This window comes from Kocuria rosea, assembly GCF_006094695.1.
GTDB lineage: Bacteria > Actinomycetota > Actinomycetes > Actinomycetales > Micrococcaceae > Kocuria > Kocuria rosea.
Map to the genome: position 1 here is coordinate 3,933,039 of NZ_CP035103.1, position 13,613 is coordinate 3,946,651.

A 13,613-nucleotide genomic window follows, 5' to 3' on the forward strand; every position below is an offset into this window, starting at 1 on the left:
CGCCATCATGGCCTCGGGCACGCTCGTCTCCCGCGCGCTGGGGTTCGTCAAGACGGTCCTCATCACGGTGGCGATCGGCTCCATCACGACCGTCTCCGACGTCTTCGAGCTCGCGAACACGCTGCCGAACCTGATCTACGTCCTCGTGGCGGGCGGCATCTTCAACGCCGTCCTGGTGCCGCAGATCATCAAGGCCTCCAGGACCGCGGACGACGGCGGGGCCGACTACATCGCCCGCCTGCTCACCCTCGCCGTGCTCGCCCTGCTGGGGGTGACGGCGGTCGTGGTGCTGCTGGCGGGACCCATCATCCGGACCATGGGCACCGACTGGACCGAGGAGCAGCTCTCGCTCGGGCTGACGTTCGCGCTGTTCACGTTCCCGCAGATCTTCTTCTACGGCCTCTACACCGTGGTGGGGCAGGTCCTGAACGCCCGCGGCGCCTTCGGCTGGTACATGTGGGCGCCGGTGGTCAACAACGTGGTGGCCATCGCCGCGCTGCTCGTGTTCGTCCAGCAGTTCGGAGCGTACGCCGAGACGGTGCACACCCTCGAGAACTGGTCCCCGGCCAAGACCTTCTGGCTGGCGGCCATGGCCACGGTGGGCGTCGCGGCCCAGGCCCTCGTGCTGTTCTGGCCGCTGCGCCGGCTCGGGCTGGGGCTGCGCCCGAAGTTCGGCTGGCGCGGCATCGGCCTCTCCACCGCGGCGCGGCTCGCGGGCTGGACCCTCGCCACCGGGGTCCTCGCCAACCTGGCGTTCCTGACCCTGACCAAGGTCGCGGCGATCCCCACCGGCTACCGCCCGGAGTACCTCGCGATGGACCCGCCGCAGCAGATCGCGGGCGTGGCGGCCCTCAACCAGGCCTCGATGCTGTACTCCCTCCCGCACGGGGTGATCGGGCTGTCCATCGCCACGGTGCTGTTCAACCGGATGGCCGCCGCCTCGACGGACGGGGACCGGGCCGGGATGGTCGCGTCCCTGTCCTCGAGCCTGCGCATCACCGGGGTGGCGACGGTCTTCGCCACCGTCGCCCTGGTGGTCTTCGCCGGCCCCCTCGGCATGCTCTTCAGCGGCGGCGTCCCCTCCGCGGGGGCCGTGGTCGGCCAGGTGATCACGGTGATCGCGATCGGCGCGCCCTTCATGTCGGTGTCCTTCATGCTCGGCCGGGCGTTCTACGCGCAGGAGGACGCCCGCACCCCGTTCCTCGTGCAGGTCGGCGTCGCCCTCTTCACCGTGGTCTCGGCGCTGCTGATCTGGTCGTTCGTCCCGCCGGACCTCATCGTCTTCGCGGTCGCCGCGTGCTACGCGGCCCAGAACGTCCTGAGCGCGCTGATCTACCACGTGGTCCTGGTCCGCCGGATCGGGGACTACGACGTGGCCCGGATCGTGGACTCCCACGCCCGGATCCTCGTGGCGTCCCTGCTCGCCGGCGCGGTGGGCGCCGTGGCCCTGTTCCTGCTCGGCGGATACGACCCCGCCGGCTTCCCCTGGACCAACCAGCTGACGGCGATCGCGACCGTCGCCGCGGGCGGGACCGTCATGGGGATCGCCTACCTGGGCGCCCTCAAGCTCTGCCGCGTCCGGGAGCTCGACAGCCTCGTGCGCCCGCTCCTCGCGCGCCTCGGCCGCTGACCGCCCCGACCGCCCCGACCGGGCGGACCGGGCGGACCGGGCGGACCGACCGGGCGCCCGGAGCGAGCGCCCGGACCGGCCGTGTGACGAGGCTCTCGGCCGCGGGAGGCCGGGACCGGTAAAGTGCTGAGTGGTCGGTGACGTGGGTCAGGAACACCCCTTCTGCCCCGCCGGCCACCCCCGCCCGCGAATTCCGGCCCCCGCCGCGGATTCCCGACCCCCAGGGAGCCAACGTGCCCGCACCGATGAAGCTCGGTTCCGTCCTCGGCGGCCGCTACAAGGTCGTCACCGACGTGCTGGCCACCGCCGAGGGCGACCGCGTGCTCGAGGGACAGGACCAGATCCTCGGCCGCCGCGTGTCGATCCTGCTGCCCGCGGAGCGGCACACGTCCCTGCTCGTGGAGAACGCCCGCTCCATGGCCAACGGCAGCATCGGCGCCCCCTTCCAGATCCTGGACCTGGGCCAGGCGGAGGCGCACACCTACCTCGTGACCTCGCACACCCCGGCCGCGGACATGCTGGACTCCCTGCTCGTGGAGCCGGACGACGTCGAGGACGAGTCCCTCAGCGACGACATCTTCGGCGCCCCGCGCGGCAGCGGCCCCGGGTCCTACGTGTACGACGAGCCGGACCCCACCAGCCCGACCCCCGTGGTCGCGACCGAGGCCTCCGACGACCTCGGCGGCGCGGCCCCCCAGCCCAAGGTCACCCGGTGGCGGGACGACGACTCGTACGACGACGCCGCGCCCGCCCCCTCGGTGCGCACCCGTCTCGGCCGGCCGGTGCGGGTCAGCGCCACCTCGACCCGCTCGACCCTCTTCGACCGCGCGGCGGCGAGCGGCACGGCGGCCTCGGCCGTCCGCACGGCCGGGACGGACATCGACCCGGGCTACGACGGCGACAACCGCTACGACAGCTACGACGACTACGACGACGGGCACCCGGACACGCCCCACGGGCCGGAGGAGGCGGCCGCGGCCGCGCCGCCGCGCCGGGAGGCGACCGCGGACCGGCCGCAGAAGGGCGGCCGGGGCCTGCTGCTGCTCCTGCTCCTGCTCCTGGCCCTGCTGATCGGTGCCGTGGTGTTCAGCTTCGACCGGCTGGGCGGACTCTTCGCCGGCTCGGACAGCCCTGAGCCCGCCGTGAGCGCGCCGGCCGAGGAGCAGGCCGGGGCGGAGCAGGTGCAGCCCAGCCCCGAGCCGGAGGCCCCGGCCGCCGAGCCGGAGCCCCGCGCCGTCACCCGGGTGGTGCCGACCGACCCGGGCTTCATGGCCGACCAGGACGCGCAGCTGGGCCAGATCGTCGACGGCAACCCGTCCACCTACTGGATCAGCTACGGGTTCTCCGACCCGAACTTCGGCACCCGGACGCCGAGCGTCGGCCTCGCCGTGCAGCTCGAGGAGCCCGCGCCCGTGGAGACGCTCAGGCTCAGCCAGTCGGCCGGCTCAGGCGGGATGTTCGACGTGTACGTCAACGACACCCCGAGCCTGGACGGCGCCGACCAGGTGGCCTCCGGCTCCTTCACGGGCCCGGAGATCACGGTTCCGCTCGCCGCGGCCGCCCAGGACGAGGACCAGCAGTACGTGATCGTGAACTGGACGCAGCTGCCGCAGCTGACGAACCCCATCGCCGGGTTCAACCACGGCCTGCGGATCGGCGAGATCCAGCTCGACTGAGGGCCCCGCTCCCCCCGCCGGACCCGCCGGGGCGGGTCCGGCACCGGAATATCCGCCGCGCGCGCCCCGTTGTGCCAGTGGTCCCTGCGGTCGGCGTGCCCGGCCGCTCCCTGTACGGAAGGTCTGCAGAACAGTGAGCCCCGACTTCGGTCCCGTGATCAACGCCCTCAACCTCGTCCCCTCGACCGGCGAGCCGAAGGCCGGCGCGGACGACGAGACCGTCCACGAGGTGATCATCGTGGGATCCGGCCCCGCCGGGTACACCGCGGCCGTCTACGCGGCGCGCGCCAACCTCCACCCCATCGTCTTCGCCGGGTCCGTGACCGCGGGCGGTGAGCTGATGAACACGACCGAGGTGGAGAACTACCCCGGGTTCATCGACGGGATCCAGGGCCCGGAGCTGATGTCCAACATGCAGCAGCAGGCGGAGCGCTTCGGCGCCGACATCCGCTACGAGGACGTCGTCGCCCTCGAGCTCGAGGGCGAGGTGAAGACCGTGACCCTCGAGGACGGCTCCGTGCACCGCGCCCACGCCGTGATCCTCGCGACCGGCTCCGCGTACCGGGAGCTCGGCCTGCCGGACGAGAAGCGGCTCTCCGGCCACGGGGTGAGCTGGTGCGCCACCTGCGACGGCTTCTTCTTCAAGGAGCAGCACATCGCGGTGGTGGGCGGCGGCGACTCCGCCCTCGAGGAGGCCACGTTCCTCTCCCGCTTCGCCTCCAAGGTCACGATCATCCACCGGCGGGACAGCTTCCGCGCCTCCGAGATCATGCAGCAGCGCGCCTTCGACGACCCCAAGATCGAGGTCCTGTGGAACGCCGAGGTCGTGGGCATCAACGGCGAGGACAAGGTCCGCTCCGTCACCGTCCGTGACACGGAGTCCCACCAGACCTCGGAGCTGCCCGTGACGGGGCTGTTCGTCGCCATCGGCTCCGATCCCCGCACCGCCCTGGTCAAGGACCAGCTCGAGCTCACCGTGGACGGCACCATCGCCGTGGACGGCCGCAGCTCCACCACGAGCCTCGCCGGGGTCTTCGCGGCGGGCGACGTCGTGGACGCCACCTACCGCCAGGCCATCACGGCGGCGGGCTCCGGATGCGTCGCCGCCGTCGACACCGAGCACTACCTCGCCGCCCTGCACGACCGCTCGGTCCTGCACAGCTGAGCCGTCCCGGTCCGGGCGCCGCCGGCGCCCGGACCGGCATGGGCCATAATCGAACCAGATCCGCCTTCCGCACCACGTCACCCAGAGCGGTCCGGGCACGCCGACCGCGCGCCCGGCACCCGGACAAGGAGAAACATGAGCGCCGCCAAGAACGTCACCGACGCCGACTTCCGCACCGAGGTCCTCGAATCGGACAAGCCCGTCATCGTGGACTTCTGGGCCGAGTGGTGCGGCCCCTGCCGCATGGTCGGCCCGGTCCTCGACGCGATCGCCGCCGAGCACGCCGACGCCGTCGAGGTCGTGAAGCTGAACGTGGACGAGAACCCCGCCGTGGCGTCCCAGTACGGCATCACGTCCATCCCGGCCATCTACCTCTTCTCCGGCGGCGAGGTGGTCAAGAAGGCCATCGGCGCGAAGCCGAAGAGCGCCCTCGAGAAGGAGTTCGCAGACTACCTCGTCCCCGGGAACTGAGCGGACCCCCGACATCCGCGACACCCTGGGCTCGTCCGCCCCTCCCCCGCCGGGGAGGGGCGGACGAGCCGCTGTCCTGGCACCACGCCGACCCCTCCGACCCGTGGGACACCCGTGAACAACGACGACACCGAACCGATGCTGCGCCGGACCATGACGAGCCGGCGGGTGGTCAGCCTGCGGGAGCGGCTGCTCCGGGCCGGCGTCACCGTGGCTTACCTCGCCCCGCAGGACGTCAACAACCCCTCCTACTTCGACGACCACGTCGACGCCGCCGTGCGCGCCTTCCAGCAGGAGCGCGGGCTCATCGTGGACGGCCTGGTGGGCCCGGAGACGGACCGGTGCCTCAACGAGGCGCAGTACGCCCTCGGTGACCGCCCGCTCTACGCCGACGACGGCCATCCGCTCCGGGGCGACGACGTCAGCATGCTGCAGCACAACCTCTCGCGGTTGGGTTTCTACTACGGACACTTGAACGGGGTGTTCGGCAGCAGCACGCACCACGCGGTCATGGAGCTCCAGCAGAGTCTGGGTCTCGGGGCCACCGGAGTGGTGGACCGCGAGACCATCGCCGCGCTCGCCCGGATCAACAAGAACATCACGTCCTCCAAGGCCTTCTCGCTGCGCGAGTACCACCGCCTGGAACGGGCCACCTCGGCCCTGCGCGGCCGCTCCGTGGTGCTGGTCCCGTCCGGGGCAGCGGGTCAGCAGCCGCCGGCCTCGGCGGCGCCGGACTTCCGCGACCGCGCCGACGAGGTGACCCGGGACGTCGCCGTCCGCGCCTCCGAGCTGCTGCACGAGATCGGCGCCGACCCCTCGGTGGTCTCGCCCGGGCGGAAGCTCCACGACCGCCGCGGCGTGCCCGTGCGGACCGCAGACTCCACCCGGGAGGCCGTCGCCGGGAGCCGGACGGACTCCGTGGTGGTCACCCTGCACTGCGACTGGAACGCCTCCCCCGCCGCCGGCGGTGTCGCCTCCTACTACTGGGGCGAGCAGGACCGCTCCGAGATCTACTCCCCCATCGGCGAACGGGCCGCGGTGCTCGTGCTCAAGGAGATGGTCGCCCGGACCGGGGCGCTCGACCTCGGCACCCACGCCCGGCAGTGGGACCTGTTGCGCTCCCAGGACGCGCCGACCATCTGGCTCGACCTCGGCTACCTGTCCAGCCCTGCCGACCGGGCCGCCCTCGCCGATCCCGAGCACCGGAACCACCTGGCCGAGGCCGTCGTCTTCGGTCTGCAGCGCATGTTCCTGCTCGCGGAGGACGACGTGCCCACGGGCACCATGAGCGTCGACGACGTTGCCAAGTACAACGGACGCTGAACCGCCCCGCCGGGCAGACCCGGCGCACGGAAGAGCCCCGGTGTTTCACGTGAAACACCGGGGCTCTTCCGTGCGTTCGGTGGTCTAGCTGCGGTCCATCCCGGGGTCCAGCACCTCGATGATGCGGTTCAGGTCCTCCACCGAGGCGAACTCGATGGTCATCTTGCCCTTGCGGGCGCCCAGGGCGATCCGCACGCTCGTGTCCAGGCGGTCGGAGAACGCCTCCGCGATGTAGTCGAGCCGCTCCTTGTTACGCCCGGCCGGGGCGGCCACCCGCTGCGGCTTGCGCTCCCCCGTCTCCGTCAGCTGCACGGCCTCCTCCGTGGCCCGGACCGAGAGCCCCTCCGCCACGATCCGCTGCGCGAGTCGTTCCATCTGAGCGGGGTCGGCCAGGGACAGCAGGGCGCGGGCGTGCCCCGAGGACAGCACGCCGGCGGCCACACGGCGCTGGACGAGCGGCGGCAGGCGGAGCAGACGGATCGTGTTGCTGATCTGGGGGCGGGATCGGCCGATGCGCCGGGACAGCTCCTCCTGCGTGGCGCCGAACTCCTCCAGCAGCTGCTGGTAGGCCGCGGCCTCCTCGAGCGGGTTCAGCTGGCTGCGGTGCAGGTTCTCGAGCAGGGCGTCCCGGAGCAGGTCGTCGTCCGCCGTCTCGCGGACGATCGCCGGGATGGTCGGCAGCCCGGCGCGCTGGGTGGCGCGCCACCTCCGCTCGCCCATGACCAGTTCGTACGACTGCTCCCCGTCCTCGCGGGTGGGTCGCACCACGATGGGCTGCAGCACACCGAGCTCGCCGATCGAGTACGCGAGCTCTGCGAGCTCCTCCTCGTCGAACACCTGACGGGGCTGCTTGCGGTTGGGGTGGATGGCCGCGACCGGGATCTCGGCGAACGTGGCGCCGGGCACCGCCGCCAGCTCCTCGACCGCCGCGTCCGTTTCACGTGAAACATCACCCGCGGACGTACCGGAAGCGGGACGGTCCGTCACGGCGGTCGCCTCGGTCGCCTCTCCTGCGCTGGAATCATCTGTCGCCTCCGGCGCATCGCCCGCGGCGGCGGGGCCGGCCGGGGAGACATCGAGTCGCTGCTGCTCCGGCTCCGCCGCGGTTCGGCTGCGCCCCCCGGACGGGGCCTCGACGTCCTCCTCGGACGGGCGAGCCTCCTTCGGACGCGATGTTTCACGTGAAACGCCGGCCCGGTTCCCCGGACCGGGTTCCGTCGTCGTCGACGACGTCTCCCCGGAGTCAGCCGCCGGCGCGGCGTCAGGGGTACCGGCCGAAGGCAGGAAGAACATGTCGGAGGGCCGGCTGACAAGTGTGGTGTTGCGCAGGGCCTCGCCCATGTCCATCCGCGCTTTCATGGCCTTCTGCCGCGCCGCAGGGCTGACAGTCCTGCTCCGCCCCCCGGCAGCCGACCGCTTCGCCGGCTCGGCGGACCCGGGCTGCTCGGGGACGTCATCTGCGTCTGCGGTCCCGCCAGCGGGACGCGCGGCGGCCTTCGACGTGGTCCGGGTCCTGGTGGCTGGCTCTCCGCCGGCTGAGGGCCGCTGCGTCGAAGTACCAGTTGCTGCGTCCGGCTGGTCGATCGAATTCTCAGCACGTGCGGGTGCGGCTTCGGCGGACGTCGTTTCACGTGAAACATCCGTGCGGGCCGCGTCCTTCCGGGACGTGTCCTCCGCGCTCGTCGACGGCACCGGAGCCGGGCCGACGTCGGCGCCCTGTTCCTCCTTCACCGGGGCCTCGGCAGCGGGTGCACTCGGAATGAGCGCCCCCAGACCTCGGCCCAGTCCACGTCGTCGTTCGCTCACGATGTTCCTCTCCCTCGCCCGGCAATCCGGACAATTCTAGCCGAGCCACGCGTTCCGACGTGCCGTTTCACGTGGAACGGTGGGTCCCTTGCGCCCGGCGCGGGACGGGAACAGCAGGACGCCCGCCTCCAAGTGGAGACGGGCGTCGGGCGGGGGAGTGGCCGGGAAATGGCCCGGGGCCGCTCTGTCAGCGCTGGGCGCGCTGGGCGATCTCGGCCGCCGCCTCCAGGTAGGACAGCGCCCCCGTGGAACTGGGGTCGTAGCTGATGACGCTCTGCTGGTAGCTCGGCGCCTCCGAGATGCGCACCGAGCGGGGGATCATGGTCTCCAGGACCTCGGCGGGGAAGTGGTTGCGCACCTCTTCGGCCACCTGCGACGCGAGGTTGGTGCGACCGTCGTACATGGTGAGCAGGATCGTCGACACCGACAGCTCGGGGTTCAAGTGCTTCTGGATCATCTCGATGTTCTTGAGCAGCTGACTGAGCCCCTCGAGCGCGTAGTACTCGCACTGGATGGGGATCAGGACCTCGGTGGCCGCGACGAACGCGTTGAGGGTCAGCAGCCCGAGACTCGGCGGGCAGTCGATGAAGACGTAGTCGAGCCGCTCCAGACCGTCGGCCTCGCGCTGCTTCGCGTACGCCTCGAGCGCCCGGCGGAGCCGGTGCTCCCGCGCCACCATGGACACGAGCTCGATCTCCGCGCCGGCCAGATCGATGGTGGCCGGGACGACCCACAGGTTGTCCGCCTCGGCGGACGGCTTCACCGCGTCGGCGATGGGCATCTCGTCGATGAGCACGTCGTAGGTGCTGTCGACCTCCGAGTGGTGTTCCACGCCGAGGGCCGTCGACGCGTTGCCCTGGGGATCGTTGTCGATGACGAGGACGTTCTGCCCCTGTCGGGCGAGGGCCACCGCGATGTTCACCGACGTGCTCGTCTTGCCCACGCCGCCCTTCTGGTTGCTGATCGTGAAGATCCGCGTTGCGGCGGGCTTCTCCAGCTGGACCTTCTTCAGCCTGGCGCGTCGCCTGGTCTCCTCCACGAGCTTCCTCCCCAGCGGCGTGTCCTCCGCCATCGTTGTGGTCATCTTGGGCAGCTGTCCGTCCGTTTCACGTGAAACACGAGTACCCCGATCAGGAACAACCTTGATCAATTGATCAAGCGGATCGGGGGGGAACTCGGCGTCGAAGCCTCGCGGACTTCCCGCGCCGTCGTCGATCGGCATCTGACTGCGCACCTTCCCGGTTCGTCTCGAACTCGTTCCGTCGGAGCACGCCTCCCGAGGGGGAGGGGTGCCTGGGACCGCGCCGCAGGTCAGGTCGCCGTCGACCCGTGGCCGAGCTCGGCGCACCGACCGTGGCACACTCCTCCCAGCCTACCGCCGACACCGCGCGGAGCAGGCGGCGGTGCTCAGAGCCGGACCCGCACCACCGTGGTGGGCTCCTCGAGCAGGTCAGCCCCGGCCGGGACGATCTCGGTGGACCGGGCGCCGAGCCGGTCCAGCTTCTTCTGCGCCTTGCGCACCTCGTCCGCCGCGGAACGGCCCTTGAGGGCGAGCAGCTCTCCGGTGCCGCGCAGCAGCGGCAGGGTGATGTCCACGAGGCCCACCAGGGCCGAGACCGCGCGGGCGGTGACCACGTCCACCTCTCCGACCTCGTCCCGGGCCTGCTCCGCCCGGGCCCGCAGCACACACACGTTCGTGAGCCCGAGGTCGGCCACGACCTCGTCCAGCCACTGCACGCGCCGCTCCAGCGGCTCGATGAGCGTGATCCGCAGGTCTGCCCGGGCCAGGGCGAGGCACAGCCCGGGCAGACCTGCGCCCGATCCGACGTCGGCCACGCGGGCGCCGGTCGCGATGAGCTCCTCGACCACGGCGCAGTTGAGCACGTGCCGGCTCCACAGCCGGGGCACCTCCCGCGGGCCGATGAGCCCCCGGACGATGCCGGACGACGCCAGGTGCGCCACGTAGCGCTCCGCCAGCGGCAGCCGCTCGCCGAACAGCCGCTCGGCGGCGCGCCGCTCCTGCTCGTCCGGGACCGGCGGGTCCTGCGGAGCGGGGGAGGGGCGCGGCTCCTCGGCCATCAGCCCTGCGGAACGGACACGACGATGTGCCGTGCCGCCCCTTCGCCCTCGGACTCGCTGACGAGACCCTGCTCGGCGACCACGTCGTGCACGATCTTGCGCTCGTAGGCGGACAGGGGGTCGAGGTGCACGCGCTCCCCGGTCTCCTGTGCCTCTCGCACGGCCGCCAGGGCCAGGTCCTGGAGCTGACCGGCCCGGCGGAGCCGGTAGCCGCCGATGTCGAGCACCAGGCGGGAGCGCCGGTCGGTGGCGGCCAGCACGGAGAGGCGCAGGAGCTCCTGGAGGGCCTCCAGGACCTCGCCGTCCTCGCCGACCAGCGCCGACAGGCCTTCGACGTCGTCCCCGTCGGCGACGACCGACAGGTAGGTGCGACCGTCGCGGACCTCGATGTCGATGTCGCCGTCGAGGTCCGCCGTGTCCAGCAGCTCCTCGAGGTAGTCGGCCGCGATCTCGCCCTCCTCCTCGAGCGGATCGACGGCGTCGGTCTCTGCGGCGGCGGTCTCCGCGGCCGGGGTCTTCGCGGCCGGAGTCTCCGCGGCGGGGGCTCCCGCCCCGGCGCCGCGGTCGGCGTCGGCGCGCGGCTCGGGGGGCTGCACGTCGTCGACGTCCTGGGTGGTCTGCCGGATGTCGGTCATGTCGTCTCCTGGGGCCGTGGAAGCACGGGGCCGGGCGCGCCGGCCCCGTGCGGGGAGGGGGTCGAGCCGGGTCGGCCGGCCGCGGTCATCGCGCCTGTTTCCGCTTCGCCTGCTGCCTCTGGCGCTTCTTGCCGACCGGCTGCTGACGCTGCCCGGCGGCGGCGCGGGCACGCTGCTCCTCGATGTCGGCCTCGTGCTCCTCCACGGTCTTGCCGACCGGGGGGAGCCCCTTGGCGGCGCGGCGCTCGTTGAGCTCCTGCTCGGCCTGCGAGCCCGGGGTCGGGTTGTTGCGGATGACCCACCACTGCTGGCCCATGGACCAGACGTTGGAGACGGTCCAGTAGATGAGGACGCCGATGGGGAAGTTGATGCCGCCGATCGCGAAGACCAGGGGGAACAGGTACAGCATCATCTGCTGCTGGCGGTACATGGGGGAGGCCTTCGCGGCCTCGCTCATGTTCTTGGCCGTCAGCTGCTTCTGGGTGAAGAACTGCGAGGCGGACATCGCGACGATCATCACGATCGCCAGGAGGATCGTGGCCACGTGGTTGCCGTCGCCGGGGTTGAGCAGCGTGGAGAACAGCGGGGCGCCGAAGAACGTGGCCTCGTTGAAGGACTGCACGGTGGCCGCGTTCAGGACGTGCACGCCCTCGCCGGCGGCCGCGGACCCGGGCACGCCGTTGAGGACCTGGAACAGCCCGAAGAAGATGGGCATCTGCACCAGGATGGGCAGGCAGGCGGAGAACGGGTTGGAGCCGTGGCTCTTGTACAGCTCCATCTGCTCCTGGGCCATGGCCTGCCGGGACAGCTGGTCCTTCTTGCCCTTGTACTTGGCCTGGAGCTTGGCCATCTCCGGCTGCAGCTCCTGCATGCCGCGCATGGACTTGATCTGCTTGAGGAACAGCGGGATGGTCAGCGTGCGCATGACCAGGGTCAGGCCCACGATGCACAGCACCCAGGTGATGCCCGCGGCGGGGTCCATCCCGAGGGCCGTCAGCATCTCGTGGAACACCCACAGCACGGCGGAGACGACCCACCTGAAGGGGAAGAGGATCATTTCGAACAGGTTCATGGGGAAGGCTCTCCTTGGGCCGCGGGACCGGTGGCCCCGGCGGGGTGGTGCTGGTGGCGCTCAGCAAGGGTGGGATGGTTCAGCAGGACGATCCGGGGAAGGGACGCGAAGTCGGGGAAGACCCGGCCCCCGTCCGGGACCCTGTCGATCCCACCCGCCGCCCAGGGGTGGCAGCGGAGGAGCCTGCGGACGCTGAGGCCCAGGCCGCGCACGGCGCCGTGCACCGTGACGGACTCGAGGGCGTAGGCCGAGCAGGAGGGGAAGTACCGGCAGACGTCCCCGTACAGGGGGGAGACGATGGTCCGGTAGAGCTTGAGACCCGCGATGAGTGCGTTCTGGGGCAGGAACCACAGGACCTGCCACGCGGACGCCGGGCGGACGAACTCGTGGGGAGCCGCCGCGAGGAGGTCCTCGGGCGCGTGAGCGTGCTCGCTCATGACTCCGGCTCCTCCCGTGCGGGTCGTCGGTCTGCTGCGGTGGTCGTCGTCCCGGCGGTCCCGGGAGCCCCGGCCCGCGCGGACGCCGTCCGCCACGCCTTCGCGTAGTCGGCGGCCAGCTCCGTCCAGTCCGCGCGGGAGGCGGGCGGCAGCGCGCGCACCACGACGTCGTAACCGTACGGGGCCTGCCTGACCGTGGTCTGGGCGAGCTCCCGGAGGCGTCGCTTCACCTTGTTGCGGCGCACGGCGTTGCCCACGGCCTTCGAGACGACGAAGCCGAACCGGGCCGGGTGCTCTTCGCCGGTGGGACGCACATAGACGACGACGTTCCGGCGCCCGTTGCGGGCGCCGGAACGCGTGGTGGCCGAGAACTGGGCCGAGGTCCGGATCCGGTGCTGTTCAGGCAGCACGGTCCCGCTCCTGCACGGTCGGCGGCTCGGGCGGCTCCGGCACGACGACGAGCGCCCGTCGCGGGGCGGTCGTCGGAAGCGCCGGCGCCGACACGGACCGGCTCAGGCGGAGAGCTCGGTGCGGCCCTTGCTGCGGCGGGCGGCGAGGATGGCGCGGCCGGCGCGGGTGCGCATCCGGGCACGGAAGCCGTGCTTCTTGGCGCGACGGCGGTTATTCGGCTGAAAAGTCCGCTTGCTCACTGGTTACTCCAAAGGCGTCAGGGTGTGCGCCCGTCCTCGGGCTCACCGCACCGGGTTCGGCGCGGAGGAGAGGGACGGTCACAGCGGTGCTGGTGGATGCGTCCGAGCATGCGGATGGGCATGACAGTGGACACAAAAGACTACTTCACCCTAGACAACGGGCAGGGGACGGTCAAATCAGCGACGGGTGGCCGAGGGCCCCGGTGCCGCCGGCGCAGGAGCGGGGCGGCCGGGGCGGAACCGGATCGAACGGTGGTCGAGTGCTGGACCGGGCACCGGGAGACCCGGTGCCGCTGTGCAGTTCACATCCTACCCACAGCTGTGCACGGATCTTCATCACATCCTGTGGAAAACCTGCCCGGCCGGAGCCGCGGAACCACGCGGATCGGGGGTCGAACTACACGTCTGTAGTTCCCGGAGCCCCCGGAAAACGGCTATGAACACGTTCGGCGCATGTTCTAGGCTGGCACTCGCGGCTGGCCCCCGACAGCTTTTCCACCGTTGTGAACAACGCTGTGGACAAGATCCCCGGCGAGGGGCCGGGACGACCCGTCCACCGCCTCGTCATCCCGACGACATCTCGATGACATCTCGACGACAGCAGGAGTACGCGTGAGCACGCAGGACAATCAGGCGCTCAGCGCGCAGTGGGCCGAATGCGTGCAGTAC

Annotated in this window: 13 protein-coding genes; 5 read left to right on the forward strand and 8 right to left on the reverse strand. The window is 71.5% G+C overall.

Annotated elements, in window-relative coordinates; genetic code table 11:
• Window positions 1-7 precede the first annotated feature (7 nt).
• The 5 genes from murJ to EQG70_RS17980 all read left to right on the forward strand — a co-directional run bounded on the left by murJ (window position 8) and on the right by EQG70_RS17980 (window position 6,265).
• Entirely contained in the window at window positions 8-1,630 is a 1,623-nt protein-coding gene (murJ, locus tag EQG70_RS17960; RefSeq protein ID WP_017835061.1) for a murein biosynthesis integral membrane protein MurJ, read from the forward strand.
• A 233-nt stretch (window positions 1,631-1,863) separates the two neighbouring features.
• Entirely contained in the window at window positions 1,864-3,306 is a 1,443-nt protein-coding gene (locus tag EQG70_RS17965; RefSeq protein ID WP_109268902.1) for a hypothetical protein, read from the forward strand.
• A gap of 133 nt (window positions 3,307-3,439) precedes the next feature.
• Window positions 3,440-4,471, forward strand: a complete 1,032-nt coding sequence (gene trxB / locus EQG70_RS17970; protein WP_017835062.1) for a thioredoxin-disulfide reductase — start codon at window positions 3,440-3,442, stop codon at window positions 4,469-4,471.
• Between the two features lie 135 nt (window positions 4,472-4,606).
• Window positions 4,607-4,942, forward strand: a complete 336-nt coding sequence (gene trxA / locus EQG70_RS17975) for a thioredoxin (protein WP_017835063.1) — start codon at window positions 4,607-4,609, stop codon at window positions 4,940-4,942.
• 114 nt (window positions 4,943-5,056) lie between these two features.
• Window positions 5,057-6,265: a peptidoglycan-binding protein gene (locus tag EQG70_RS17980; protein ID WP_109268901.1), complete on the forward strand. Its 1,209-nt coding sequence runs from the start codon at window positions 5,057-5,059 to the stop codon at window positions 6,263-6,265.
• Window positions 6,266-6,349: 84 nt separating this feature from the next.
• Here EQG70_RS17980 and EQG70_RS17985 read toward each other — a convergent pair whose 3' ends face one another.
• The 8 genes from EQG70_RS17985 to rpmH form a co-directional block, all read right to left on the reverse strand.
• Window positions 6,350-7,624: a ParB/RepB/Spo0J family partition protein gene (locus EQG70_RS17985; RefSeq protein WP_419095477.1), complete on the reverse strand. Its 1,275-nt coding sequence runs from the start codon at window positions 7,622-7,624 to the stop codon at window positions 6,350-6,352.
• 634 nt (window positions 7,625-8,258) lie between these two features.
• Entirely contained in the window at window positions 8,259-9,155 is an 897-nt protein-coding gene (locus EQG70_RS17990; protein WP_109268899.1) for a ParA family protein, read from the reverse strand.
• A 323-nt stretch (window positions 9,156-9,478) separates the two neighbouring features.
• Window positions 9,479-10,150, reverse strand: coding sequence for a 16S rRNA (guanine(527)-N(7))-methyltransferase RsmG (rsmG, locus tag EQG70_RS17995; RefSeq protein ID WP_109268898.1), 672 nt, complete (start codon window positions 10,148-10,150; stop codon window positions 9,479-9,481).
• Window positions 10,150-10,785: a Jag family protein gene (locus EQG70_RS18000; RefSeq protein ID WP_109268897.1), complete on the reverse strand. Its 636-nt coding sequence runs from the start codon at window positions 10,783-10,785 to the stop codon at window positions 10,150-10,152. Before EQG70_RS18000 ends, rsmG begins: the two co-directional genes overlap by 1 nt.
• 85 nt (window positions 10,786-10,870) lie before the next feature.
• Window positions 10,871-11,857 carry a membrane protein insertase YidC gene (yidC, locus tag EQG70_RS18005; protein WP_035924361.1) on the reverse strand — a complete coding sequence of 329 codons (987 nt, stop codon included), beginning with the start codon at window positions 11,855-11,857 and terminating at the stop codon, window positions 10,871-10,873.
• Complete coding sequence (gene yidD, locus EQG70_RS18010) at window positions 11,854-12,294, reverse strand: membrane protein insertion efficiency factor YidD (RefSeq protein ID WP_035924359.1); 441 nt, start codon at window positions 12,292-12,294, stop codon at window positions 11,854-11,856. Before yidD ends, yidC begins: the two co-directional genes overlap by 4 nt.
• The gene (gene rnpA / locus EQG70_RS18015; RefSeq protein ID WP_095650041.1) at window positions 12,291-12,704 is read right to left on the reverse strand and encodes a ribonuclease P protein component; all 414 of its coding nucleotides are present in this window, start codon (window positions 12,702-12,704) and stop codon (window positions 12,291-12,293) included. The genes yidD and rnpA overlap by 4 nt, the downstream gene beginning before the upstream one ends.
• Window positions 12,705-12,806: 102 nt before the next feature.
• Complete coding sequence (gene rpmH / locus EQG70_RS18020) at window positions 12,807-12,944, reverse strand: 50S ribosomal protein L34 (RefSeq protein ID WP_019181680.1); 138 nt, start codon at window positions 12,942-12,944, stop codon at window positions 12,807-12,809.
• Between the last annotated feature and the right edge of the window lie 669 nt (window positions 12,945-13,613).